The 23,174-nt window shown below is 66.0% G+C and carries 24 protein-coding genes; 14 read left to right on the top strand and 10 right to left on the bottom strand.

Going from position 1 to position 23,174, the window contains the following annotated elements; translation table 11 throughout:
* Positions 1-32: 32 nt before the first annotated feature.
* Positions 33-1,146 (top strand): peptide chain release factor 2 gene (gene prfB, locus ACW18B_RS14350; RefSeq protein ID WP_492047705.1). Its coding sequence is split into 2 segments (ribosomal slippage): positions 33-101 and positions 103-1,146, totalling 1,113 coding nucleotides; the frame shifts between segments, so codons are not numbered across the junction.
* Between the two features lie 160 nt (positions 1,147-1,306).
* On the opposite strand, the gene ACW18B_RS14345 is transcribed toward prfB, so the two are convergent.
* The 4 genes from ACW18B_RS14345 to tyrS all read right to left on the bottom strand — a co-directional run bounded on the left by ACW18B_RS14345 (position 1,307) and on the right by tyrS (position 5,061).
* A complete protein-coding gene (locus ACW18B_RS14345) occupies positions 1,307-1,798 on the bottom strand; it encodes a bactofilin family protein (RefSeq protein WP_492047704.1) in 492 nt (163 codons plus the stop codon).
* Entirely contained in the window at positions 1,779-2,930 is a 1,152-nt protein-coding gene (locus ACW18B_RS14340) for a peptidoglycan DD-metalloendopeptidase family protein (protein WP_492047703.1), read from the bottom strand. The genes ACW18B_RS14345 and ACW18B_RS14340 overlap by 20 nt, the downstream gene beginning before the upstream one ends.
* A 256-nt stretch (positions 2,931-3,186) precedes the next feature.
* Positions 3,187-3,648, bottom strand: coding sequence for a peroxiredoxin (locus tag ACW18B_RS14335; protein ID WP_492047702.1), 462 nt, complete (start codon positions 3,646-3,648; stop codon positions 3,187-3,189).
* Positions 3,649-3,717: 69 nt separating this feature from the next.
* Positions 3,718-5,061, bottom strand: a complete 1,344-nt coding sequence (gene tyrS, locus ACW18B_RS14330; protein WP_492047701.1) for a tyrosine--tRNA ligase — start codon at positions 5,059-5,061, stop codon at positions 3,718-3,720.
* A gap of 184 nt (positions 5,062-5,245) precedes the next feature.
* On the opposite strand from tyrS, the gene ACW18B_RS14325 reads away from it, so the two are divergent.
* Positions 5,246-6,352: an anhydro-N-acetylmuramic acid kinase gene (locus ACW18B_RS14325; RefSeq protein WP_492047700.1), complete on the top strand. Its 1,107-nt coding sequence runs from the start codon at positions 5,246-5,248 to the stop codon at positions 6,350-6,352.
* On the opposite strand, the gene ACW18B_RS14320 is transcribed toward ACW18B_RS14325, so the two are convergent.
* Together ACW18B_RS14320 and ACW18B_RS14315 are read right to left on the bottom strand one after the other, a co-directional pair.
* Positions 6,349-7,629, bottom strand: coding sequence for an NAD(P)/FAD-dependent oxidoreductase (locus tag ACW18B_RS14320; protein WP_492047699.1), 1,281 nt, complete (start codon positions 7,627-7,629; stop codon positions 6,349-6,351). The two genes, ACW18B_RS14325 and ACW18B_RS14320, sit on opposite strands and share 4 nt — an antisense overlap.
* A gap of 94 nt (positions 7,630-7,723) precedes the next feature.
* Positions 7,724-8,374 (bottom strand): alpha/beta hydrolase, encoded by a 651-nt coding sequence (locus ACW18B_RS14315; RefSeq protein WP_492047698.1) that lies wholly within the window; start codon positions 8,372-8,374, stop codon positions 7,724-7,726.
* 184 nt (positions 8,375-8,558) lie between these two features.
* On the opposite strand from ACW18B_RS14315, the gene ACW18B_RS14310 reads away from it, so the two are divergent.
* Genes ACW18B_RS14310 through ACW18B_RS14260 form a run of 11 tightly spaced genes read left to right on the top strand, consistent with a single transcriptional unit; the run spans position 8,559 to position 17,114 of the window.
* Positions 8,559-9,023, top strand: coding sequence for an Rrf2 family transcriptional regulator (locus tag ACW18B_RS14310; RefSeq protein ID WP_492047697.1), 465 nt, complete (start codon positions 8,559-8,561; stop codon positions 9,021-9,023).
* On the top strand, positions 9,020-10,159 hold the full coding sequence (locus ACW18B_RS14305; RefSeq protein ID WP_492047696.1) for a cysteine desulfurase family protein: 1,140 nt from the start codon (positions 9,020-9,022) through the stop codon (positions 10,157-10,159). Before ACW18B_RS14310 ends, ACW18B_RS14305 begins: the two co-directional genes overlap by 4 nt.
* Positions 10,159-11,628 carry a Fe-S cluster assembly protein SufB gene (sufB, locus tag ACW18B_RS14300; RefSeq protein WP_492047695.1) on the top strand — a complete coding sequence of 490 codons (1,470 nt, stop codon included), beginning with the start codon at positions 10,159-10,161 and terminating at the stop codon, positions 11,626-11,628. Before ACW18B_RS14305 ends, sufB begins: the two co-directional genes overlap by 1 nt.
* On the top strand, positions 11,625-11,927 hold the full coding sequence (locus tag ACW18B_RS14295; protein WP_492047694.1) for a hypothetical protein: 303 nt from the start codon (positions 11,625-11,627) through the stop codon (positions 11,925-11,927). Before sufB ends, ACW18B_RS14295 begins: the two co-directional genes overlap by 4 nt.
* Positions 11,920-12,669, top strand: a complete 750-nt coding sequence (sufC, locus tag ACW18B_RS14290) for a Fe-S cluster assembly ATPase SufC (RefSeq protein ID WP_492047693.1) — start codon at positions 11,920-11,922, stop codon at positions 12,667-12,669. The genes ACW18B_RS14295 and sufC overlap by 8 nt, the downstream gene beginning before the upstream one ends.
* The gene (gene sufD / locus ACW18B_RS14285; RefSeq protein WP_492047692.1) at positions 12,666-13,703 is read left to right on the top strand and encodes a Fe-S cluster assembly protein SufD; all 1,038 of its coding nucleotides are present in this window, start codon (positions 12,666-12,668) and stop codon (positions 13,701-13,703) included. Before sufC ends, sufD begins: the two co-directional genes overlap by 4 nt.
* A complete protein-coding gene (locus tag ACW18B_RS14280; protein WP_492047691.1) occupies positions 13,703-14,929 on the top strand; it encodes an aminotransferase class V-fold PLP-dependent enzyme in 1,227 nt (408 codons plus the stop codon). The genes sufD and ACW18B_RS14280 overlap by 1 nt, the downstream gene beginning before the upstream one ends.
* A 7-nt stretch (positions 14,930-14,936) precedes the next feature.
* Positions 14,937-15,290, top strand: a complete 354-nt coding sequence (locus tag ACW18B_RS14275; protein WP_492047690.1) for an SUF system Fe-S cluster assembly protein — start codon at positions 14,937-14,939, stop codon at positions 15,288-15,290.
* A gap of 14 nt (positions 15,291-15,304) precedes the next feature.
* Positions 15,305-15,712, top strand: coding sequence for a HesB/IscA family protein (locus ACW18B_RS14270; protein WP_492047689.1), 408 nt, complete (start codon positions 15,305-15,307; stop codon positions 15,710-15,712).
* Between the two features lie 31 nt (positions 15,713-15,743).
* Positions 15,744-16,718, top strand: coding sequence for a glycosyltransferase family 9 protein (locus ACW18B_RS14265; RefSeq protein ID WP_492047688.1), 975 nt, complete (start codon positions 15,744-15,746; stop codon positions 16,716-16,718).
* Entirely contained in the window at positions 16,719-17,114 is a 396-nt protein-coding gene (locus ACW18B_RS14260) for a DUF6165 family protein (protein WP_492047687.1), read from the top strand.
* Between the two features lie 98 nt (positions 17,115-17,212).
* Here ACW18B_RS14260 and ACW18B_RS14255 read toward each other — a convergent pair whose 3' ends face one another.
* Together ACW18B_RS14255 and ACW18B_RS14250 are read right to left on the bottom strand one after the other, a co-directional pair.
* On the bottom strand, positions 17,213-18,016 hold the full coding sequence (locus ACW18B_RS14255; RefSeq protein WP_492047686.1) for an enoyl-CoA hydratase/isomerase: 804 nt from the start codon (positions 18,014-18,016) through the stop codon (positions 17,213-17,215).
* Positions 18,017-18,151: 135 nt separating this feature from the next.
* On the bottom strand, positions 18,152-19,213 hold the full coding sequence (locus tag ACW18B_RS14250; protein ID WP_492047685.1) for a GGDEF domain-containing protein: 1,062 nt from the start codon (positions 19,211-19,213) through the stop codon (positions 18,152-18,154).
* A gap of 187 nt (positions 19,214-19,400) precedes the next feature.
* Between ACW18B_RS14250 and ACW18B_RS14245 the strand changes: the two genes are divergently transcribed.
* Complete coding sequence (locus tag ACW18B_RS14245; protein WP_492047684.1) at positions 19,401-20,858, top strand: coniferyl aldehyde dehydrogenase; 1,458 nt, start codon at positions 19,401-19,403, stop codon at positions 20,856-20,858.
* 20 nt (positions 20,859-20,878) lie between these two features.
* Here ACW18B_RS14245 and ACW18B_RS14240 read toward each other — a convergent pair whose 3' ends face one another.
* Positions 20,879-21,148, bottom strand: a complete 270-nt coding sequence (locus tag ACW18B_RS14240) for a hypothetical protein (protein ID WP_492047683.1) — start codon at positions 21,146-21,148, stop codon at positions 20,879-20,881.
* A gap of 184 nt (positions 21,149-21,332) precedes the next feature.
* Positions 21,333-23,132 carry a DEAD/DEAH box helicase gene (locus tag ACW18B_RS14235; protein ID WP_492047682.1) on the bottom strand — a complete coding sequence of 600 codons (1,800 nt, stop codon included), beginning with the start codon at positions 23,130-23,132 and terminating at the stop codon, positions 21,333-21,335.
* Between the last annotated feature and the right edge of the window lie 42 nt (positions 23,133-23,174).

The following is a 23,174-nucleotide window of genomic DNA, read 5'->3' as shown; positions in this document are numbered from 1 at the left end:
CGCGCCCTTCACACTTGTCACGGAGTAACGTGATGCGACCGGATGTTGAGGCCTCTGCGGCCGACATCGAGCAGTCCATTGGACTGCTCAGGAGGCGTCTTTGACTGGGATGCCGCACTTCGAAAGCTCGATGAGCTGAACGCCCGGGTCGAAGACCCTACGCTTTGGGACAAACCCGCCGAGGCCCAGGCCGTCTCGCGCGAGCGCGCCAGTCTGGCGGGCCGTGTCGAGGCTGTTCAGGTGCTCGAACGCGGGCTCAAGGACGCCCTCGAATACGCCGAACTGGCGGACATGGAGGAGGACGAAGCTGTCCTGGAGGACGCCCGCGCCCAACTGAAGGATCTCAAGGACCGCGCCGGCCGCGCCGAGCTGGAAGCCCTGTTGTCGGGCGAGGCCGACGGCAATGACTGCTATGTCGAAATCAATTCCGGGGCCGGTGGCACCGAGTCCTGCGACTGGGCCGGCATGCTGCTGCGGATGTATTCGCGCTGGGCCAATGCGCACAAGATGAGCGTGGAGCTGGTCGAAGAGACGTCCGGCGACCAGGTGGGCATCAAGTCGGCCACCCTGTTGATCAAGGGCCAGAACGCCTATGGCTGGTTGAAGACCGAGGCGGGCGTGCACCGTCTGGTGCGGATCAGTCCCTATGACGCGGCCGCCAAGCGCCACACCAGCTTCGCTTCGGCCTGGGTCTATCCGGTGGTGGACGACGCCATCGAGATCGATATCAATCCGTCGGATGTGCGCACCGACACCTATCGCGCCAGCGGCGCCGGCGGTCAGCACATCAACAAGACTGATTCGGCGGTGCGTCTGACGCACATCCCCACCGGCATCGCCGTGGCCTGCCAGGCCGGCCGCTCACAGCACCAGAACCGCGAAGAAGCGTGGAAGATGCTGCGCGCGCGCCTCTATGAGGCCGAACTGCAACGCCGCGAGGCCGCGCAGCAGGCGCTGGAAGACCAGAAGACCGATATCGGCTGGGGTCACCAGATCCGCAGCTACGTCTTGCAGCCCTATCAGATGGTCAAGGATCTGCGGACCAATGTCGAAACCTCCGACACCCAAGGGGTGCTGGACGGTGATCTCGACGACTTCATGGGTGCGTCCCTGGCCCAGCGCGTCGGCGCCACGCGCGACGCCTAAAGCATCGTGCGGAAAAGTGGACGCCGGTTTTCCGCAAAAACGATGCGAAAACAAAAACCTGGAGCAAGGCGCGTGAGTCCGATTTCACGCGCCTTGCTCCAGGGTCGCGCGATAGGCCGCAAAAGTAAAACGCCCCGGATCACTCCGGGGCGTTTTTCGTTTAGGCGGGCTTGGCCTGAGGGGTAGGCGCCGGAGCGGGGGCCGCCAGGGTCGGTGCGGGCGCCGGCTGAGGCGCGGGGCGCTGGAACTTCAGGCTGCGACCCTGGAAGAAGGCGCCCGTTTCCATGGCCAGTTGCTCATGGGTGATGTCGCCATCGATATAGGAGGTGCCGTAGAGGCGAACCTGCTTGGAGGTGATCGAGCCGACGACGCGGCCGCGAACCTCCGAGGCTTCTGCGTAGACGGAGCCTTCCACGTGGCCGGTTTCGCCGACGGTCAGGCGGCCCACGCGGATATCGCCGCGAACGATGCCATCAACCTGCAGTTCGCCTTCACCGGTGACATTGCCCTCGATGGTGATGTCCGCCGAGATCAGGGACGCGACCTTGGGGGCGGCCTTGCGCGTTGGATCAACGGAGGTAATGGGGGTGGTCGGCAAGGGCTCGATCTTGGCCGGACCGCGCGCCTGACCCTTAGTTTGCTTGCTGAACATACTCACCAGCCTTCAAAAAGCGATTAGGGTTCTGGGCCCTACCATTGGCCCAGACTTCGTAGTGCAGGTGCGGGCCGGTCGACCGGCCGGTCGAGCCCATGGCGCCAACGCGTTGACCGATCGCCACACGCTGTCCGACGCGCACGGAGATCGCTTGAAGGTGAGCATAGCGCGTCTTGAAGCCGCCGCCATGGTCGATTTCGATCGTATTGCCATAGCCGGAGCGTACGCCGGTGAACGACACGACGCCGGGCGCCGTCGCCATGATCGGGGTGTAGAAGGCGCCGGGGAAGTCGAGGCCCGAATGGAAGGCCGGGCGATGGGTAAAGGGATCAAAGCGCACGCCATAACTGCTGCTGAGCGCCGGATTGCTGGTCGGACGGAAGAAGGGAAGCTTCTTGGCGGCGGTGTTGAGCGCACGCATGTCCGACATGTCGGTGGCGGCGCGCTTAATCCGGGAGGCGAAGTCTTCATCAACGTCGAGCACGGCGGCAAGCGCCCGGGGATCCTTGGCCTCGATCAGCGGACCACCCAGAGAGCCGCCGCGGCCGGTATAGTTGCCGGCGTCCAGTCCGGCCATTCGCATGGCCAGCCGGAGGCGTTCGGCGCGGCTCTTGGCGAAGGTTTCGGCGGCGTCGATCAGGCGTTCCTGATCCATACGCGTGGCTTGGATGCGCTGGACGGGCGTGGCGGCGAGCAAACGCGGCTTGCTGACCTTCAGGGCGTCGGCGGCGCCGGGCACGCCTCGGAAGTCGCTGACCAGCAGGGCCAGGGCGGAGTGGCGTTTTTCGACGGATGCGGCCAACTCGTCCAGCGAGCCGTTGGTGGCCGAAAGCTGGGCCACAGCGCTGTTGAGGCGGGCCTGCCGGTCGGCATTGAGGCGCTCATAATAGGCGCGTTGTTTGATGACCTGCTGATCGGTCGAGCTGACCGCCAAGGCGTTGACCATCATCGCGGCGGTGCAGACGCCCATCCACAGGGCTGCGCAGCCGACAACGGCGCTCGCGAGAAGTTGCTTGTTGGTGGAGAAAACGTAGCCCCGCATCTCGCCGCCTGAGCGGATATAGAGATGCCTTTCAGGGAAAAGACCTTCGAGGGATTGCCGCAGTCGCTTGAAGCGTTTGATGGCCATCGCTCACGAAACCCCCGTTTTCAGAACAAGGGGGATATGCAACGATATTGAATGCCTGTGCAAGACTCTTCCCGCCCCTGGAGAGAGTGAGCTACAAATTTCATCATATCGCCGAAACCGTTAACGTGACCTGAACGCGATCGGCAAGGCCGTCTGTCGCACAGGTGGTCATTGGCCGGGACGCGCGGCGCAAATACAACACAGCCAAGCAGGCGGCCGAGCCGCCACGCGGATAAAAAAATCCGCAAGAAGTGGGTTATTTCAGAGCCTTGGCCGCAGTCAGCACGGCCTTGATGTGACCGGGCACCTTGACCTTGCGCCAGACCTCCCGGACCACGCCCTCGGCGTCGATCAGGAAGGTCGAGCGGTCGATGCCCATATATTTGCGGCCATACATGCTCTTCTCGACCCAGGCGCCGTAGGTCTCGACGATCTCTCCGGTCGTGTCGGCGGCCAGTTCGACGGTCAGGTCGTGCTTGAGGCGGAACTTGGCGTGCGAAGCCGCGCTGTCCTTGGACACGCCGATGATCACGGCGCCCAGTTTGGCGAATTCCTCGACCTCTGACGAAAACTGCAGGGCCTCGGACGTGCAGCCGGACGTGTCATCCTTAGGGTAGAAATAGAGAACGATGTTCTTGCCCTTGAGGCCCGCCAGGCTGACCCGGCCGGTATCGGTGGGCAGGTCGAACGCGGGAGCCTTGTCGCCAGCCTGAAGCATCGTCTCTCTCCTCAACTCTTGGTGTCGTCCCGACCCGTGGCGAGGCCGCGAGTCGGGACGACTGATAGCTTAAACCGGTTTGACCAGAACGATCTTCTTCTTGCCGGCCGCCAGCTTGACAACACCGTCGATCAGATCGCCTTCGGTCACGACGCGGTTGGCGTCGGCCTCGGCCTTGTCATTGACCTTCAAGCCGCCGCCCTGGGCCAGGCGACGGGCCTCGCCTCGGGAACCGGCCAGGCCGGCGTCGGCGAACAGGTTGGCCAGGACGATCCCGGCCTTCAGATCCGCAGCGGGAACCTCAAAGGTCGGCAGGTCGGCAGAGGTCACGCCCTGCTCGAACGCCTTTTCAGCAGCGTCGCGAGCCGAGCGCGCGGCCTCGTCGCCATGCGCCATGCGCGTCGCTTCGTCGGCCAGCACCTTCTTGGCGTCGTTCAGCTGGGCGCCGGGCAGGGCTTCCAGCCTGGCGATCTCGTCCAGAGGCAGGTCGGTGAACAGCTTCAGGAAGCGACCCACATCGGCGTCCTCGGTGTTGCGCCAGAACTGCCAGTAGTCATAAGGGCTCAACTGCTCAGCATTGAGCCACACGGCGCCCGACATGGTCTTGCCCATCTTAGCGCCCGAGGCGGTCGCCAGCAGCGGCGTCGTCAGGCCGTAGGCGGCCTTCTGATCCACGCGCCGGGTCAACTCCACGCCGTTGAGGATATTGCCCCACTGGTCAGAGCCGCCCATCTGCAGCACGCAGCCGAACTTGCGGTTCAGTTCCAGGAAGTCGACCGCCTGCATCAGCATGTAGTTGAATTCGAGGAAGGTCATCGGCTGTTCGCGCTCGAGGCGTAGCTTGACCGAGTCGAAGGCCAGCATCCGGTTGACCGTGAAGTGCACGCCGTAGTCGCGCAGGAACTGCACGTAGCCGAACTTGGAGAGCCACGCGTCGTTATCGACCATGACGGCGTCGGTCGGCCCGTCGCCGAAGGTCAGGAACTTGGCGAACACCGACTTGATGCCGGCGATGTTGGCCGCGATGTCGGCGTCCGACAGCAGCTTGCGGCTCTCGTCCTTGCCGGTGGGGTCGCCGACCTTGGTGGTGCCGCCGCCCATCAGGACGATCGGCTTGTGGCCGGCCTGCTGCAGGCGGCGCAGCATCATGATCTGGATCAGCGAGCCGACATGCAGGCTGGGCGCCGTGGCGTCGAAGCCAATGTAGGCGGTGACGATCCCGCCGACGGCGGCGGCGTCCAGTTCGTCCGGGTGGGTGATCTGATGGATATAGCCGCGCGCCTGCAGGGTTTGCAGGAATTCCGACTTGAACGAGGCGGGCGCGGACATGGATCGACTCTCTGGATGGGACGGCTCTTGAAGTGACGGTGGGCCGTCTAGCACGAGCGAGCCGTGATGTGGCGAGGGTTTCATGGGTCAGTCTCCGGATAGGGCCGGAGCGCGATGATCTGGTGAGACGCGACCCCGGCAGGGCGGGGCGCATCGACGTGTCAGGCCGGCCTCCCGCTAATTGAGCGGGCGGTAATAGGTGGCAGCGGCGAAACGAGCGTCGATCATGGGTCTAGCTACAGGCCTGCGACCATGGCAGTCAACGCTGATGCGTATTCTGGGATTCATGACCGGCACCTCGCTCGACGCGGTCGACATGGCGGTGCTCGAGACTGACGGCGAAGAGATTCAGGCCTTTGGGCCCTGCGGCGAGCGCAAGTTGCGCGAGGAAACCCGCGACCTGCTGCTGGTGGCCACCGAGGTCGCCCGCGGCTGGCCGCGCGGCAAGCCGGCGCCGGACATCTTCGCCGAGGCGGCGCAGGCGGTCGCGGACGAGCATTTCCAGGCCGCCCAGAGCTTCCTGGCCGAACACAGCCTGACCTGGTCGGAATTTGATCTGCTGGGCGTCCACGGCCAGACGGTGCTGCACGAGCGGCCCGAGCCGGGCCGGATCGGCCGCACGGTGCAACTGCTCGACGCCGAGCGCTTGGCTCGCGCCACCGGCCGGCCGGTGGCCTTCGATTTCCGCACCGCCGACGTGGCGGCGGGCGGGCAGGGCGCACCCCTGGCCCCGATCTATCATGCGGCCCGCGCACGAGCGTCAGGCCTGGCCGCGCCGGTGGCGGCGCTGAACATCGGCGGCGTGGCCAATATCACCCTGGTGGGCGAGGGCGAGGACCTGCTGGCCTTCGACACCGGCCCTGGCAACGGCATGATCGATCTGATGCTGCAGTCGCGCGGGTTGGGGCGTTTCGATGATCGAGGCCGCCTGGCCGCCGCGGGCAAGGTTGACCAGACCGTGCTCGACACCTTCCTGGCCAGCGCCTATTTCGCCGGCCCGGCCCCCAAGTCACTGGACCGCTACGACTTCCCGCTGGATCTGGTCGAATCCCTGTCCGCCGAGGACGCCGCCGCCACCCTGGTGGCCTTCACCGCCGAGGCGGTCGTCAAGGCGTTCGAATTGGGCGCTCTGCCGGCGGCTCTGATCGTCTGCGGCGGCGGGCGGCACAATCCGCAGATCATGCGCGCCCTGGCCGAACGCGCGCCGGTGCCGGTCAAGACCGCCGAGGACTATGGCTGGCGCGGCGACGCCATCGAGGCCGAGGCCTTCGCCTATCTCGCGGCCCGCACGGCGCGGGGGCTGCCGATCAGTTTCCCAGGCACGACGGGGGTTAAGGCGCCGATGACCGGCGGACGGATCGTCCAGCCGATCTAGTGCAGCTTCAACCGCCCCGCCACGCGATGCTGCAGCAGCCGGGCCAGGGCCAGCACCGCCGTCTTGCCGATTCCCAGGATCGCCCGGTGGTGATCCAAGTGCAGTGACATGTAGGCCCATTTGGCCAGCAGGCCTTCAATGAAGAAGTTGGGGCCGCCCAGTCCGCCCATCAGGGCGCCGACGCCCTTGTTGTCGCCCAGCGACACCAGAGAGCCGAAGTCGCGATAGACGAACGGCGTCTCGATCTGGCGCTGGCCCAGGCGAGCTGTCAGGGACTTGGTCAGGTAGTCAGCCTGTTGGTGGGCGGCCTGGGCGCGGGCGGGGATAAGACGTCCCTCTGTCCACGGGCAGGCGGCGCAATCGCCCAGCGCCCAGATGTCGTGGGCTGACGTTTCCAGCCGGCCATTGACCACGAACTGATTGCCAGCATTGGTCTCCAGTCCGAAGCCGGCATTGGTCTGGGCTGCCTTGACGCCCGCCGCCCAGACCACGAGGTCAGCGGGAATATCGCCCAGGCTGGTTTCCAGCCGATCGGCGTGAACGGCCAGCACCTTGGCGCCGGTTTTGACCCGCACGCCCTTGCGCTCCAGGGCGACCGTAGCCTGGTCGGCGATCTTCTGAGGCAGACCGTTCAGGATGCGCGGCGCGGCCTCTACGATCGCGATGTCCAGGCGAAAGCGCTGCTCGCTCCCGAGGCTTTCGAGCAGTTCGCGATGGGCCTCGATCAGCTCGGCAGACAGCTCCACACCGGTCGCGCCCGCGCCGACAATGGCTATGCTCAGGGTTTTGTCAGTTGAGAACGCGGCCTTGGTGAAGGCGGCGAGCAGGCGCGCGTGGAAGGCTTCGGCGTCCTCGGTGCGTTCCAGCAGGTAGGCCAGCTCGGCGCCGGGGGTGCCAAACAGGTTCGAGCCACTGCCGATGGCCAGCACGCCGTAGGTGAAGCTGATCGTTCTTTCCGGCGCGAGCACGCCGCCAGACTTGTCGAGAATGGCCTTCAGGGTCAGGCGCTTGGCGACGGGATCGAAGGTGGTCAGTTCGCCCAGCTGGAAGCTGAAGCCGTTGGCGCGGCCGAGGATCGAATAGGAGATCCCTTCCTGGTGAACGTCCAGCGTCCCGGCCGCCACCTCGTGCAGGGTCGGTTTCCAGATATGGAAGCTGGAACGGTCGATTAGGAGCACGCGCTCCTTGCCGGTTCTTCGGCCCAAGCGACGACCAAGATGCGCCGCCAATTCCAGTCCGCCCGCGCCGCCACCGACAATGACGATGTCGTAGTGCATGTTCGCTCTCGCGTTACCGCTACCAGCGTTATGTAAGGGCTCGCGGCCGTCCTGTCCCGAACGAAAAAGGCCTCCCCGAAGGGAGGCCTTTAAGTCAGATCGGGTTCATCTCGATGCGTTTGTCGAGATAGTCGCCGACGCTGCGCTCCACGGAGGGCAGGTGCTCGGTCCAGAAGTGGCTAGCCTTGTCGATCACCTCATAGTCGATGATGATTCCCTTCTGGGTGCGCAGCTTTGAGACCACACGCTCCACCTCGACGGGCGGCGTGATGGTGTCGGCCGAACCGGTCAGGAACAGGCCCGAAGCCGGGCAGGGCGCCAGGAAGCTGAAATCATACATGTTGGTCGGCGGCGAGACGCTGATGAAGCCATCGGTCTCGGGGCGACGCATCAACAGCTGCATGCCGATATAGGCGCCGAAGTCGAAGCCGGCGACCCAGGTCTGGCTGGCGGCAGGGTTGCTGGTTTGCAGCCAGTCCAGCGCCGTCGCGGCGTCGGCCAGTTCGCCGATGCCGGCGTCGAACTCGCCCTGGCTGCGGCCCACGCCGCGGAAATTGAAGCGCAGCGTCGCGAAGCCGCGCTTCATGAACAGGTGGTACAGCTGCACCGATACCGGGTGGTTCATGTGCCCGCCCGCCTTGGGGTGCGGGTGCAGGATCAAGGCGATCGGAGCCGTCTCGGTCTTGCCCGGTGAGTAGCGCGCTTCGATCCGTCCGGACGCGCCGGCCAAAATCACATCAGGCATATCGACCTCTTTGGTTCGGCAAGCGACGGACGATTCCGGATCTTTCGACCGACGGAATACTTGACCGCTGCGCTTGGTCTTCCTAAATCGCAACCAGCGACGCGGACCAAGGGTCCGGCGCGAAGTCGCGGCTTGTAGCACACGCAAAAGCCGATGCGCGCGGAATCTGCAAGGAGTAAGGCGCATGCGCCTGAGCACCAAGGGACGTTATGCCGTCATGGCCATGACCGACCTGGCCAAACGCCAGGACGAGGGGGACGGCCGCGCCGTCGCCCTGGCCGAGATCGCCGCGCGTCAGCAGATCTCGCTCTCCTATCTCGAACAGCTTTTCGCTCGCCTGCGCCGCAAGGGCCTGGTCAAGAGCGCGCGCGGCCCTGGCGGCGGCTATCGCCTCGCGCTGGACGCCGACAAGACCTGCATCGCCGATATTGTCCTGGCCGTGGACGAGCCCCTGCGCGCCACGCGCTGCGGCCTGACCAAGGGCGGCCCCAAGGGCTGCATGGCGGGCGGCGAGCGCTGCATGACCCACGACCTTTGGGAAGAGATGGGCCGTCAGATCCAGGGCTATCTCACCTCGGTGTCGATCGCCGATGTGCTGGAAGGTCGCCTGCGTCCGGACGCCAAGGCCCTGGAGATCGCGGCGGAATGACCTTGCCTCGCGGATCCGTCTATCTCGACTACAACGCCACGGGTCCGATCCGTCCGGAGGCCCGCGAGGCTCTGCTGCGCGCTCTGGAGTCGCCGGCCAATCCCTCATCTGTGCATGCCGCCGGCCGCGCCGCGCGTGATCTGGTCGAGACCGCCCGCGCCCAGGTCGCCGCTCTGGTCGGCGTGCCCGCCGGTTCGGTCACCTTTGTCAGCGGCGGCACCGAAGCCAACGCCCTGGCCATCGAAAGCGCCAAGGCCGCCGGTTTCGAGCGGATCATCGTCGGGGCCACCGATCATGACGCCGTGGTCGAGACCGCCCGGGCCAGCGGCCTGCCGGTCGAGACCTGGCCGGTCGACGCCAATGGCGTCGCGCACATGGCCTGGCTGGAGGCCGACCTGAAGGCGCCCGGCCGGGCCCTGGTCTGCCTGATGCTGGCCAACAACGAGACCGGGGTCCTGCAGCCTGTCGCCGAGGCTTCGGCTCTGGTGCGCGCCGCTGACGGTTGGCTGCATGTCGACGCGGTGCAGGCCGCCGGCAAGATCGCCATCGATTTTTCCGCCCTCGGCGCCGATACGATGGCGCTGTCGGCGCACAAGCTGGGCGGACCGCAGGGCGTCGGCGCGCTGGTCGCCGGAGCCCGCGCCACGCTGTCGCGTCGCCAGCACGGCGGCGGTCAGGAGCGCGGCCGCCGGGCCGGGACCGAGAATGTCGCGGGCATCGCCGCCTTCGGCGCGGCCGTCGAAGCGGCATCGCGAGATCTTCCCGCGATGGCGCCGCAGGCCCAGTGGCGCGACGCCCTGGCCGAGCGGGTCAAGGCGGCGGGCGCGGTCGTGATGGGCGAAGGCGCCGAACGTCTGCCCCAAACCCTGTGCTTCGCCGGCGAAGGCTTCGGCTCCGAGATCCAGGTGATGAACCTGGACCTGGCCGGCGTGATGGTCAGCGCCGGCAGCGCCTGCTCGTCGGGCAAGGTCAAGGCCAGCCGCGTAGTTGAGGCCATGGGCCGCTCCGACCTGGCGCCCTACGCCCTGCGGGTCAGCGGCGGCTGGGCGAGCACCGAAGATGACTGGATCAAATGCGGCGACGCCTGGCTCGCCGCCTGGAAGCGTATCGGCGCCCGGCGCCGGGAGGTGGCGTGATGGCCGCGATTAAAGAAACCGTTGATACCGTCGCCCTGCTTGAGAAATACGAGCACGGCTTCACCACCGATATCGATCAGGAGTTCGCCCCCAAAGGCCTCTCCGAGGACATCGTGCGGTTCATCTCGGCCAAGAAGGAAGAGCCCCAGTGGATGCTGGACTGGCGCCTGGACGCCTATCGCCGCTGGCTTGAGCTGGAAGAGCCCGACTGGGCCAAGGTCAACTATCCGAAGATCGACTATCAGGACTCCTACTATTACGCCGCCCCCAAGGCCAAGGACGGCCCCAAGAGCCTGGATGAGGTGGATCCCGACATCCTGGCCGTCTACGCCAAGCTGGGCATCCCGCTGAAAGAGCAGGAAGTTCTGGCCGGCGTTGAAGGCGCGCCGCGCTACGCCGTGGATGCGGTGTTCGACAGCGTCAGCGTCGTCACCACCTTCAAGAAGGAACTGGCCGCCGTCGGCGTGATCTTCTGCTCGATGAGCGAGGCCATCCGCGAGCACGGCGACCTCGTGAAGCAGTATCTGGGCTCGGTGGTGCCGACCTCGGACAACTACTTCGCCTGCCTCAACAGCGCGGTCTTCAGCGACGGCTCGTTCGTCTACATCCCGCCGGGCGTGCGCTGCCCGATGGAGCTGTCGACCTATTTCCGCATCAACGCCAAGGACTCCGGCCAGTTCGAGCGCACCCTGATCATCGCCGACAAGGGCGCCTATTGCTCCTATCTGGAGGGCTGCACGGCCCCGATGCGCGATGAGAACCAGCTGCACGCCGCCGTGGTCGAACTGGTCCTGCTTGACGACGCCGAGATCAAATATTCCACCGTTCAGAACTGGTATCCGGGCGATCCGGAGACCGGCAAGGGCGGCATCTTCAACTTCGTCACCAAGCGCGCCGACTGCCGGGGTGATCGCTCCAAGGTGTCGTGGACGCAGGTTGAGACCGGCTCGGCCGTGACCTGGAAATATCCGTCCTGCGTGCTGCGCGGCGAGGGGAGCTCAGGCGAGTTCTACTCGATCGCCGTGACCAACGGCCACCAGCAGGCCGATACCGGCACCAAGATGATCCATCTGGGCGCCAACACCCGCTCGCGGATCGTCGCCAAGGGCATCAGCGCCGGCAAGTCGACCAGCACCTATCGTGGCCTGGTCAGCGCCCACCCCAAGGCCAAGGGCGCCCGCAACTTCACTCAGTGCGACTCCTTGCTGATCGGCAAGACCTGCGCCGCCCACACCATCCCCTATATCGAGGCCCGCAACGGCCAGACCGTTTTCGAGCACGAGGCCACCACCACCCGCCTGTCGGACGATCAGCTGTTCTATTGCCAGCAGCGCGGCCTGAGCCAGGAAGAGGCCGTGGCCCTGCTGGTCAACGGCTTCGTCAAGGACGTACTGCAGCAGCTGCCGATGGAGTTCGCCGTCGAGGCCCAGAAGCTGGTGGCGATCAGCCTGGAAGGGAGCGTGGGATGATCCCTGTCCGCTTCGGGCTCAACGACAAGGAATACAAATACGCCCGCCAGCTGGCCTATCAGGCGGCGCACGGCACGTGGATCAATCCCTATGGCGACGAGGCGCCGCTGATCGACCGCAGCGCCAAGCTGCTGTCGGGCGGCAATGCCGACGGCGCCGCCGAGCGCGCCCTGCTGACCGAACTGCTCAAACTCGCCTGCTACAGCCCCGAACATGAATGGGAAGCGCCGGCCCTGACCGGCAAGCCGACCACGTTCGCTATCCAGACGCTCGAAAAGATCACGGCTTTCAATGCTTAATATCCAAAACCTCCACGCCCGCGTCGAAGACAAGGCCATACTGAAGGGCGTCACGCTGGACGTGCCGGCGGGCGAGGTGCACGCCATCATGGGGCCGAACGGGGCGGGCAAGTCGACCCTGTCCTATGTGCTGACGGGCCGTGGCGGCTACGAGGTCACAGAGGGTTCGGCCAGCCTCAATGGCGAGGACCTGCTGGCTCTGGACGCCAATGAGCGGGCCGCCAAGGGCCTGTTCCTGTCTTTCCAGTATCCGCTTGAAATCCCGGGCGTTCCGGCCCTGACCTTCATCCGCACAGCTCTCAACGCCCAACGCCGCGCGCGCGGCGAGGACGAGATCGCCGCCCCGGCCTTCCTGAAGCTGGCCCGCGAAAAGGCCGCCTCGCTGAAGATCGACTTCGAGATGCTCAAGCGCGGTCTGAACGTCGGCTTCTCGGGCGGCGAGAAGAAGCGGATGGAAATCTTTCAAATGGCGATGCTTTCGCCGAAATTCCTCATCCTGGATGAGACCGACAGCGGCCTGGATATCGACGCCCTGAAGATCGTCTCCGAAGGCGTCAACGCCCTGCGCGGCCCCGAGCGCGGCATGCTGGTGATCACCCACTATCAGCGCCTGCTGGACTATATCAAACCCGACCGCGTCCACGTTCTGGCCGCCGGCCGCATCGTCGCCTCGGGTGGTCCGGAACTGGCCCTGCAACTGGAAGCCGAAGGCTACGACAAATATGCGAGCGCCGCGGCATGAGCCTGGCCCTGGCCATAAAGACCGGCGACGCCTGCCGCTTGCCCTCGCGCCGCGACGAGGACTGGCGCTGGACGGATCTGCGCGGCCTGATCCGCGCCATTCCGGCGGTGTCCCCGGCCTTTGTCGGTGATGTCGGCGCGGGTCCGTTCGACGCGCTGGCCGACGGCTCGGTGGTGATCGTCAACGGATGGGTGCGCGAAGGCGAGCCCACCCCCGAGTCCGGCGTTCTGGCGCTGCGGTTCGTGTCCCATGCCGACGCCACGGCCCATGACTCCGACTTCGCCGTGACGGTCGCGCCCGGCCAGACCCTGACCGTGCTGGAAAGCTATGAGGGCCAGGGGCAGGGCGGCTATCTGGCCAATATCGGCCTGGATTTTTCGGTCGGTGAAGGCGCGCGACTCGAGCGCATCGTCCTGGTCGATGACCTGGCCCACGCTGTCACCGTCAGCACCGCGGAGGTCTCCCTGGCCCCCGGCGCCCGCTATGCCCAGACCATCCTGACCTCCGGCGCCCGCCGTCAGCGCATCGAGACCCACGTCGCCCATCCCGGCGCCCAGGCCGACCTGCGGCTCGACGGGATCTATCTGCTGGACGGCCAGCGCCACGCCGACCTGACTACCCAGGTCACCCACGCCGGAGTCGGTGGGACCACCTCGCAACTGACCAAGGGCATGGTGTCGGACCAGGCGCGCGGCGTGTTCCAGGGCCGAATCATCGTCCAGCCCGGCGCCGACCAGACCGACGCCCGCATGGGCCACCACGCCCTGATCCTGTCGGACAAGGCCGAGGTCGACGCCAAGCCCGAGCTGCTGATCTTCGCCGACGACGTCGCCTGCGCCCACGGCAACACCATCGGCGCCCTGGACGAGCAGGCGATCTTCTATGCCCGCCAGCGCGGCATTCCCGAGTTGGAAGCCCGCGCCATGCTGACCGAGGCCTTTGTCGGCGAAGTGGTCGAGCGCATCGAACACGCCGCCGCTCGCGAGGTCGCCCGCACTTGGGTCGCCGAGCGCCTGGGACGGAGCGCTGACTGATGGCTTTTGACGCGCCGTTCGACGTCGAGGCGATCCGCGCCCAGTTCCCGATCCTTGCGCGAACGGTTCACGGCAAGCCGTTGATCTATCTGGATAGCGCCGCCAGCGCTCAGAAACCGGATGCGGTTCTGGACGCCATGACCGGTCTGGCGCGCACGTCCTACGCCAATGTTCATCGCGGCCTGCACACCTTGGCCAATGAAACGACGGAAGCCTATGAGAAGGCGCGACAAATTGTCGCGGACTTCATCAATGCGGATATCGGCGAAATCGTCTGGACCAAGAGCGCCACCGAGGCGGTCAACCTGGTGGCGGCCTCGTTCGGGTTGTCGCTGAAGGCCGGCGACGAGATCGTGCTGTCCGAGATGGAGCACCACGCCAATATCGTGCCGTGGCACTTCCTGCGCGAGCGCAAGGGCGTGGTCCTGAAGTTCGTGCCGGTGCTGGACGACGGCCGTCTCGACATGGAGGCCTACAAGGGCCTGCTTTCCGAGAAGACCAGGATGGTCGCCCTGACCCAGATGTCGAACGTGCTGGGCACGGTCAATGACGTGGCCGAGATCGTCCGTCTGGCCCACGCGGCCGGCGCCCAGGTGCTGATCGACGGCTGCCAGGGCGTGGTCCATTCCAGGGTCGACGTGAGGGCTCTGGACGTCGACTACTACGTGTTCTCCGGCCACAAGCTCTACGGCCCCACCGGCATCGGCGTGCTCTATGGCAAGGCCGATCGCCTGGCCGCTCTGCCGCCCTATCAGGGCGGCGGCGAGATGATCGCCTCGGTGTCCATGGAGGAGATCAGATATGCCGATCCGCCGCATCGGTTCGAGGCTGGCACCCCCGCGATCCTCGAGGCCGTCGGCCTGGGCGCGGCGATCACCTGGCTGAACGGCCTGGATCGCGACGCCGCCTTCGCCCATGAGCACGCGCTCTATCAGCGGGTCGCCGAGCGCCTGGCCGGCGTCAACGGCCTGAGGATTCTCGGCACGGCGCCCGGCAAGGGCGCGGTGCTGTCGTTCACGGTCGAGGGCGCCCATGCTCACGACATCGCCCAGGTGCTGGACCGTTACGGCGTCGCCGTGCGGGCCGGAACCCATTGCGCCGAGCCCCTGATGCGACGCTTCGGCGTCACCTCGAGCGCGCGCGCCTCCTTCGCCCTATATAACACCGAGGCCGAGGCCGATGCGTTCGTGGACGCTCTGGCCAAGGCCCGCAGTTTCTTCAGTTGAGCCCTTCATGACCGACGCCGCACCCGAGACCGTATCGGCCCTTCCCAAGGAAGAGCTGGCCAAGCTGACCGATCTGCTGATCGAGAAGCTGAAGTCGGTGTTCGACCCGGAAATCCCGGTCGACATCTATGAGCTGGGTCTGATCTACAAGGTCGATGTCAGCGACGACAAGGACGTGGCCATCGACATGACCCTGACCGCGCCGGGCTGCCCGGTGGCCGGGGAAATGCCGGGCTGGGTCAAGGACGCGGTGATGGAAATCCCGGGTCTGAAGTCCTGCACCGTCGACCTTGTCTTCGAGCCGCCGTGGGATCCCTCGCGGATGAGCGATGAGGCCAAGCTGCAACTGAACATGTTCTGATCGGTTCAAACACCATGGAAGCCGCCCTCACGCCCCGCGTTCGTCGTCCCCGGCCCAAGGTCGTCAGCCTGACCGACGCCGCGGCGGCGCGCGTGAAGGAGATCATGGCCCGAAAGGCGCTTGAAGAGCCGGGCAAGCCCTATGTCGGCCTGCGGGTCGGGGTGAAGAACGGCGGCTGCGCCGGCTCGGAATATATCTTCGACTATGCCGACGCCAAGAACCCGCTGGACGAGGTTGTCGAGGACAAGGACGTCACCATCCTGATCGACCCGAAGGCCGTGCTGTTCCTGATCGGCACCACGATCGACTACGAGATCAGCAAGCTGTCGTCGAAGTTCGTGTTCAACAATCCCAACGAAACCGACGCCTGCGGCTGCGGCGAGAGCGTGACGATCCAGCCGGCGATCGAACCCGCCGATTGACCGTCTGGTCTGAGGCAGCCTAATCCAAGCCATGGTCAAAACCGTCTTGGTCTATTCGATGGGCGAGGTGATCGGCGACGGGCTGATCAAGCTGCCCTTCATCGCCGGCCTGCGCGCGGCGTTTCCGGACGCCCGGATCACCTGGTGCGCGGCCAAGGGCGAGACGGTCTATGCGGGGCCGCTGAAGGCCGTGGTCGACGGCTATATCGACGAGATCCTGACGGAGGGCCCGACGGGCGTCGGCGCCTTCGACATCCTGCCGTGGGTCAAGCCGTTCGGCGGGCGCAGGTTCGACCTTGTCATCGACACCCAGGAAAATCTGCGCCGCAGCGCCGTGGCGCGACGAGCGGCGGCGGGCGTCTTCGTCTCGGCTGCGCGGCTGGCGCGCGGCAAGGCCTGGCCCGTGGCCGTCACCGATCGGTTCGCCCGGCTGCTGGCCCTGGCCTCGAACGGGGAGGGCAGGCCGACTCCGATCACCCTGACCCATCCCGACGCCCTGGCCGCCGCCAGGGCGCTGCTGCCCGACGGCCGCGCCTATGTCGGCCTGGCGCCGGGGGCGGGCGGCCAGGACAAGCGCTGGCCGCTGGAGCGTTATATCGCCCTGGCGCGGCATCTGGAGGCCATCGACGCCACACCGGTGTTCTTCTTCGGCCCCGATGAAGCCGAGGACGCGGCCCGGACGCGGCGCGAGGTCCCTGGCGCGTTGTTCCCCGAAGTGGATCGCCAGGACGGCTATCCGCAGGTGAAAGGCCCGCTGCTGGTCATCGCCCTGGCTGGCCGGCTGTGCGCCGCCGTGGCCAATGACGCTGGGCCCGGCCACATGCTGGCGGCCGGCGGCGCGCCGCTGCTGTCGCTACAGAAGGACGCCCGCAAGGCCGTGAAGTTCCGTCCCGCCGCCGCCAGGCTTGAGATGCTGGTCGCGGCGGACTACGGAGACGCCATGACCGCCTTGCCTAGCGAGGCGGTGGAAGCCGCGCTGTCGCGGCTGATGTCCGGAGTCGCCTGAATGCCCATCCTCGCGCCCATCTCGGCCGGCGAACTGATCGACAAGATCACCATCCTGAGGGTCAAGGCCGAGCGGATCGGCGACCCGGCCAAAGAAGCCAATGTGCGCAAGGAGCTGGCCCTGCTGGAAGCCACGGCGGCCGAGCACCTCGCTGCCTCGGCCGAGATCGACCGCCTGACCGCCGAACTCACCACGGTCAACGCCGCCCTATGGGACATCGAGGACGGCAAGCGCGACTGCGAGCGCCGCCAGGACTTCGGGCCCGAGTTCGTGGCCCTGGCCCGCCGCGTCTATATCGACAACGACCAGCGCGCCGCCCTCAAGCGGGCGATCAACGCCGTCGCCGGCTCAGAGATCGTTGAGGAAAAGAGCTACAAGCCCTATCTGGCCGGCTAAAGCATCGTGCGGAAAAGTGGACGCCGGTTTTCCGCAAAAACGATGTGAAAACAAAAGCCTAGAGTAAGGCGCGTGAGTCCGATTTCACGCGCCTTGCTCTAGCGGCCCTTGAACGCGGCCACGCGCTTCTGAAGAAAGGCGCTGACGCCTTCGATGAAGTCCTCGGTCTTGCCGGCGATTTTCTGAGCCTTGCGCTCGGCGTGCAGTTGGCCGTTCCAGTCGGTGTCGAGGCTCTCCCACACCAGCTTGCGGATCGCGCCCAGGGACGCCGGCCCGTTAGCCAGTTCGCGGGCGAGGGTGATGGCGGTCCCGTGCAGTTGGTCGTCGGGCACGCAGCGATTGATCAGGCCCCACTGCAGCGCCGTAGCGGCGGGAAGACGATCGCCCAGCAGCATCATCTCCATGGCGCGGGCCTTGCCGATCATGCGGGGCAGCAGATAGGTCGAGCCGCCGTCAGGGACCAGGCCGATGCGCCGGAACGCCTGCAGGAAATAGCCGCTCTCGCCTGCCACGATGATGTCGCCCATCAGGGCCAGCGAGCAGCCGACGCCCGCCGCGGCGCCATTGACGGCGGTGACGATGGGGTAGGGGAAGTCGCGCAGGGCGGTCATCATCGGATTGTAGATCGTCTCCAGCGCCGAGCCGGCGTCAGGCTTGCCGTCGACATCCAGCTCCCGGGCGGCCGGGCCGCCGCCGGACAGGTTGGCTCCTGAACAGAAGCCGCGTCCTTCGCCGGTGATGACCACGGCCCGCGCTGTCACCTTGCCTGCGCTGATCGACGCCAGGGCATGAGTGATCTCGCGCGCCAGATCCAGGCTGGCGGCGTTCAGGGTGGTTGGATCGGCCAGAGTGATCGTCGCGACGCCGTCCTCGGCGGTCAGGCGGATTTTCTGATAGTCCATGACGTCCTCCCAGGGCTTTGCGCTCTTGCGCCTAGCTAGACCCCGCTCACCCAGCGGAAGACCAGAGGATTTTTCATACGACAACGCCGCCGTTCGCGAAAACGGCGGCGCTTGAGAGTCGTGGAGCGCTTAAGGCTAGGCGGCGTTGGCCGAAGCCGGCTTGCCCTCGGCCGAGCTGACCTTGTTTCGGCCGCTGCGCTTGGAGGCGTAGAGCGCCGCGTCGGCGCGTTCCATCAGCGAGTGGCCACTTTCAGCCTTGTGGCGCTCGGCGAAGCCCGACGAGATGGTGATCGTGCCCAGATCTTCGTTGGTCGAGCGGCGCTTGAGCATGCGCGAGGACACCTCGACGCGGATCTCTTCCAGGCAGCTGGCGACGATGGCCGAGGATTCGCGCGGGAAGATCATCGCGAACTCTTCGCCGCCGTATCGGGCGGCAAAGCGCGGCATGGCGGCCACGCGGCCGATCACCGAAGCGACATAGCGAATGACCTGATCGCCCGTCTGATGGCCCCAAGTGTCGTTGAAGCCCTTGAAATGGTCGATGTCGAGCACCGCAAGGCAGAGGCTGGAGCCGGCCTCGTCGCCTTCGGCGCAGGCGCGGTCCAGCTCCTCGTCGAAGGCCTTGCGGTTGGCCAGATTGGTCAGTCCGTCGGTGGTGGCGTCGCGTCGCACCTGTTCCAGATGCTCGCGCAGACGATCGACCTCGGCGGTTGAGTCGGCCAGCCGTGATTCCAGCGACTTGTTTTCTTTTTGAACGCGGCGAGTGGCCTCGGCGAGGTTGGTGACCACGGTCTTGATGGCGGCGACATCGGCGTCCTCGCCGAGGTCCTTGTTGACGCCAGCCAATTGCTTGCCGAAGGCGGCATTGGTTTTCTGGGCGTTCTGAATCGCCTTGGAGACCGATTCCAGTTCCTTGCTCAGCAGGTCGCCGGCGTCGCGGATCTGTTCGTTGAGGCGAGCCTTGGGCAGGTAGGTCGCGGCGAGTTCCTCGCTGACCAGTTCGGTCATCGGTTCGCCCAGCGAGATCAGCCGGGTGAGCTCGCGCGCCAGCGCGCCCTCGGGGTCGGCGACATAGTGCGTCCACAGCTCGAAATTCAGCGCGGTCGGCCACACCTGGTGGCGTTCCATCAGCTCAAGCGCGCGTTTCGCGATCTTGTAGGCCTCGGGGCCGCGCAGCGTGGTTTCGACGTTGGACATCTGATCTTCCCCCAATCGGCGCGTTCCATAGCGAAAACGCCGATCGCTTGGAGCAACACCATAGGCCCGAGAGTTCAAACGAGGGGTTAAGAACGAACAAGGTTCTCTTGCGCTTCGACGCGCCTCCGATCATTGTAAACAGTGATAAGATGAGCCCCTTAGGGGGTCGCCCGGGAGGAAAGTGATCATGAACGCGCCGACATTCTTGAATTTTGACGCCCATAAAGCTGAAATGACTCAGGCGCTTGAGCGCCAGAAGGCCGCTCACCTGCGCGACGGCCCCCCCAGCGCGGAAACCCGTATTGAGTGGATCAACCGCTGCATCGACCTTTTGGTCGGCCACCAGACACAAATCGCCCAAGCCATTAATACCGATTTTGGGTCGCGCTCGCCCGAGGCCACCGCCTTGACGGATGTGGCGGGGTCCATCGGGCCGTTGAAATTCGCCCGCGACAATCTGGCCAAGTGGATGCGCGCCGAGAAGCGCAAGACGACGCCGGCGATCCTGGGTCTGTTTGGCGCCAAGGCCAGTGTGCAGTACCAGCCCAAGGGCGTGGTGGGGGTGATCAGCCCCTGGAATTTCCCCGTCAACCTGACCTTCGCGCCGCTCGCCGGGATCCTGGCTGCGGGCAACCGGGCGATGATCAAGCCGTCCGAGTTCACGCCGGTGACGTCCGAGCTGATGAAGACGATGTTCGCCAAGGCCTTCACCGAGGAAGAGATCGCGGTCTTTACCGGCGGTCCCGAGGCAGGGCAGGCCTTTGCCGGACTGGCCTTTGACCATCTGGTCTTTACCGGCGCGACGTCCGTGGCGCGGCATGTCATGCGCGCGGCGGCTGAGAACCTTGTGCCGGTCACCCTGGAACTGGGCGGCAAGAGCCCGGTCATCGTGTCGCGCGGGGCGGATATGGCCACGGCGGCCGCGCGGGTGATGAACGGCAAGACCCTCAATGCCGGCCAGATCTGCCTGGCGCCGGACTATGTCTTCGTGCCGGCCGATCAGGTCGACAACTTTGTGGCTGAAGCCAAGGCGGCCGTCGGGCGCTACTTCCCGACTCTGAAGGACAATCCGGACTACACGGCGGTCGTCGCCCAGCGGCATTTCGATCGGATCTCAGGCTATGTCGCCGACGCCCGCGCCAAGGGCGCGACCATTGTCGAGATCAATCCGGCCGGTGAGGACCTGTCGCAGCAGCCGCATCGCAAGATCGCCCCGACCCTGATCCTCAACCCCACTGACGACATGGCGGTGATGCGCGAGGAGATCTTTGGCCCGCTGCTGCCGGTGAAGACCTATGAACGGGTCGAGGAGGCGGTCGACTATATCAACGCCCATGACCGTCCGCTGGCGCTCTACTGGTTTGGGACCGACATGGCCGAGAAGGACCGGGTGCTGGAGCGCACCACCAGCGGCGGAGTCACCGTCAATGACGTGATCTTCCATGTCGCCCAGGAAGAGCTGCCGTTCGGCGGCGTCGGGCCGGCCGGGATGGGGGCCTATCACGGCCATGACGGCTTCCTGGAATTCAGCCACCGCAAGGCCGTGTTCCAGCAACTGAAGAAAGACATTGCGCCGGTGCTGGCCCTGCGTCCGCCCTATGGCGAAGGCATCCGCAAATATCTGGCGGGGCAGATCAAGCGCTGACCCGGACGGGCGGTGGGGCCCTAGCGTCCCATCGCCCAGGGGTCCAACGGCTGTCGCGCCTCATGGCGGACGACTCCGTAATAGCCGGCCAACCAGACGATGATCCCGGCGATCACGGCGCCAAAGACGCCGACGGATGTGGCGAACCACAGGGTCAAGATCGTCAGGCCTGTGGCCAGAACCAGCATGGACCAGCGAACCAGCATGTTGAACACATGATAGGTGCGTTCGTGGGCCACCAGATCCGGTGAGATTTCAGGGGCGATTTCAGAGTCGTTTGCGAGGGACATGCCATGGACCTCCGAAAGACCCGGAGCAGCCAAGGCGTCGTCAGACCCGCTCGCCGTCCTTCCAGTCCCGAAACGGGCCCAGTCCGGAGGCAAAACGCCTAACGGCGCTCCGGCCGGAGCCGAGAACGCCGTTATTCTACGCTCATTTCGAGGGACTGGCGACGCCGAAGCGTCGCCCGCGCCGTCAGTCGTCGGTCGCGGCCTTGGTCAGGCCGGGCGTCGCGCGCATCAGAAAGGCCGGGGTGTCGGAGCCGAAGCCCACGACCCGACGGTCGTCATCATCCTCGCGCCCGCGAACGGGCTGAACGCCGCGCACGGGGGAGCTTGGACGCGTTTCGCGCTCAGGGCGCTCAGGGCGTTCGGCGCGCTCGGGACGGGCTCGGTCGTGACCTTGCTCTCGGGGCGCGCTGTCTTCGGCCCGCGCAACCGCGGGGGCTTCGGCGCGATCCGGACGCGGGGTGCGATCACGGCCGCGGCCACGATCACGACCGCGTTCGCGCGTCACCGGCGCTTCAGCGTCGACCGTGGCGACGGTCTCGACCACTTCGGCAGCCGGCGCGGCTTCGGTCCGTTCGGGACGATCGGCGCGGGGGCCGCGTTCGCGGGGCTTGCGTTCGCCGCGCGTGCGGGCGGGACGCGCCTCGACGGGCGCTTCAGCGGTTTCGCTAGGGATCTCAGCAGAGACGACGCCTTCGACGGGCGCGGTTTCGGCATCGCGGGTCCGTGCGCCGCGACCGCCACGGGCCGAGCGTTCGCCCTGTTCGCGCTCACCGCCGCGTTCACGGCTCGGCGGCGCGCCACGGCCGCCGCGCTTGCGGTCGCCGTCGCGCTGGACGGTCACGGCGCCGGAATAGTCGAGATCCAGCTTTTCCTCGGTGGGGGTCGAGCCGATCAGCTTGACCACCTTGTCGAAACCCTTGTCGTCGGCCGGGGTCACCAGCATGTAGGTGACGCCCGAGCGTCCGGCGCGACCCGTGCGGCCGATGCGGTGCACATAGTCGTCGGCGTGGTGCGGGACGTCATAGTTGAAGACGTGGCTGACGGCCGGGATGTCCAGGCCCCGCGCGGCGACATCAGAGGCCACCAGGATCTTCAGCGACCCGTCGCGGAAGGCGGCCAGGGTCTTCATGCGCTGGCTCTGGTCCAGGTCGCCGTGGATTGCGGCGGCGTCAAAGCCGTGCGAGCGCAGCGACTTGGCGACCACGTCGACCTCGGTCTTGCGATTGCAGAAGACGATGCCGGTCTCGATCTGGGCCTTCTCGATCAGCGCGCGCAGCGCCAGGCGCTTGGCCTTGGGATCGGAGGTCGGAATCTTCACCAGGAGCTGGGTGATGTTCTCGTTGGTCGTCGCCGGACGCGCCGCCTCGATCCGCACGGGATCCTTGAGGAACTGCTTGGTCAGGCGGGTGATTTCCGGCGGCATGGTCGCCGAGAAGAACAGGGTCTGCTTCTTGGGCGGCGTCATCTTGAAGATGCGCTCGATGTCCGGAATGAAGCCCATGTCCAGCATGCGGTCGGCTTCGTCGACGACCAGGAATTGCACGCCGGTCATCAGCAGCTTGCCGCGTTCGAAATGGTCGAGCAGACGGCCGGGCGTGGCGATCAGAACGTCAACGCCGCGATCCAGCTTCTTTTCCTGATCGCCGAACGACACACCGCCGATCAGCAGCGCCCACGAGAGCTTGGTGCCCTTGGCGTACTTCTCGAAGCTGGAGGCGACCTGGTCGGCCAGTTCGCGGGTCGGGGCGATGACCAGGGCGCGCGGCATGCGCGCCTTGGCGCGGCCGTTCATCAGCTTGTCGATCAGGGGCAGGGTGAAGGCGGCGGTCTTGCCGGTGCCGGTCTGGGCGATGCCCAGAACGTCCTGTCCGGCGAGCGCCACGGGAATGGCGGCGGCTTGGATGGGGGTGGCCGTGGTGTAGCCGGTGTCTGCGACCGCTTGAAGGGTCGTGGGCGACAGCCCGAGTTCGGTAAATTCTGTCATATCAATCTGGCTGAATTCAGAGCCGCCCGTGTTTGGGCGAAC

It is taken from the genome of Caulobacter sp. FV2ps19 (assembly GCF_058681035.1).
This window is presented reverse-complemented; position numbering and strand designations above follow the sequence as displayed.

Excerpts from the sequence above, each read along its gene's own strand:
- ACW18B_RS14245 (WP_492047684.1), top strand. The coding sequence starts at position 19,401 with ATGAACGCGCCGACATTCTTGAATTTTGACGCCCATAAAGCTGAAATG.
- ACW18B_RS14335 (WP_492047702.1), bottom strand. The coding sequence starts at position 3,648 with ATGCTTCAGGCTGGCGACAAGGCTCCCGCGTTCGACCTGCCCACCGAT.
- ACW18B_RS14280 (WP_492047691.1), top strand. The coding sequence starts at position 13,703 with ATGGCTTTTGACGCGCCGTTCGACGTCGAGGCGATCCGCGCCCAGTTC.
- ACW18B_RS14235 (WP_492047682.1), bottom strand. The coding sequence starts at position 23,132 with ATGACAGAATTTACCGAACTCGGGCTGTCGCCCACGACCCTTCAAGCG.
- ACW18B_RS14255 (WP_492047686.1), bottom strand. The coding sequence starts at position 18,016 with ATGGACTATCAGAAAATCCGCCTGACCGCCGAGGACGGCGTCGCGACG.
- ACW18B_RS14265 (WP_492047688.1), top strand. The coding sequence starts at position 15,744 with ATGGTCAAAACCGTCTTGGTCTATTCGATGGGCGAGGTGATCGGCGAC.
- ACW18B_RS14260 (WP_492047687.1), top strand. The coding sequence starts at position 16,719 with ATGCCCATCCTCGCGCCCATCTCGGCCGGCGAACTGATCGACAAGATC.
- sufB (WP_492047695.1), top strand. The coding sequence starts at position 10,159 with ATGGCCGCGATTAAAGAAACCGTTGATACCGTCGCCCTGCTTGAGAAA.
- ACW18B_RS14315 (WP_492047698.1), bottom strand. The coding sequence starts at position 8,374 with ATGCCTGATGTGATTTTGGCCGGCGCGTCCGGACGGATCGAAGCGCGC.
- ACW18B_RS14270 (WP_492047689.1), top strand. The coding sequence starts at position 15,305 with ATGGAAGCCGCCCTCACGCCCCGCGTTCGTCGTCCCCGGCCCAAGGTC.
- ACW18B_RS14250 (WP_492047685.1), bottom strand. The coding sequence starts at position 19,213 with ATGTCCAACGTCGAAACCACGCTGCGCGGCCCCGAGGCCTACAAGATC.
- tyrS (WP_492047701.1), bottom strand. The coding sequence starts at position 5,061 with ATGAAACCCTCGCCACATCACGGCTCGCTCGTGCTAGACGGCCCACCG.
- ACW18B_RS14305 (WP_492047696.1), top strand. The coding sequence starts at position 9,020 with ATGACCTTGCCTCGCGGATCCGTCTATCTCGACTACAACGCCACGGGT.
- ACW18B_RS14310 (WP_492047697.1), top strand. The coding sequence starts at position 8,559 with ATGCGCCTGAGCACCAAGGGACGTTATGCCGTCATGGCCATGACCGAC.
- ACW18B_RS14340 (WP_492047703.1), bottom strand. The coding sequence starts at position 2,930 with ATGGCCATCAAACGCTTCAAGCGACTGCGGCAATCCCTCGAAGGTCTT.
- sufD (WP_492047692.1), top strand. The coding sequence starts at position 12,666 with ATGAGCCTGGCCCTGGCCATAAAGACCGGCGACGCCTGCCGCTTGCCC.
- ACW18B_RS14275 (WP_492047690.1), top strand. The coding sequence starts at position 14,937 with ATGACCGACGCCGCACCCGAGACCGTATCGGCCCTTCCCAAGGAAGAG.
- ACW18B_RS14295 (WP_492047694.1), top strand. The coding sequence starts at position 11,625 with ATGATCCCTGTCCGCTTCGGGCTCAACGACAAGGAATACAAATACGCC.
- ACW18B_RS14320 (WP_492047699.1), bottom strand. The coding sequence starts at position 7,629 with ATGCACTACGACATCGTCATTGTCGGTGGCGGCGCGGGCGGACTGGAA.
- sufC (WP_492047693.1), top strand. The coding sequence starts at position 11,920 with ATGCTTAATATCCAAAACCTCCACGCCCGCGTCGAAGACAAGGCCATA.
- ACW18B_RS14325 (WP_492047700.1), top strand. The coding sequence starts at position 5,246 with ATGCGTATTCTGGGATTCATGACCGGCACCTCGCTCGACGCGGTCGAC.
- ACW18B_RS14240 (WP_492047683.1), bottom strand. The coding sequence starts at position 21,148 with ATGTCCCTCGCAAACGACTCTGAAATCGCCCCTGAAATCTCACCGGAT.
- ACW18B_RS14345 (WP_492047704.1), bottom strand. The coding sequence starts at position 1,798 with ATGTTCAGCAAGCAAACTAAGGGTCAGGCGCGCGGTCCGGCCAAGATC.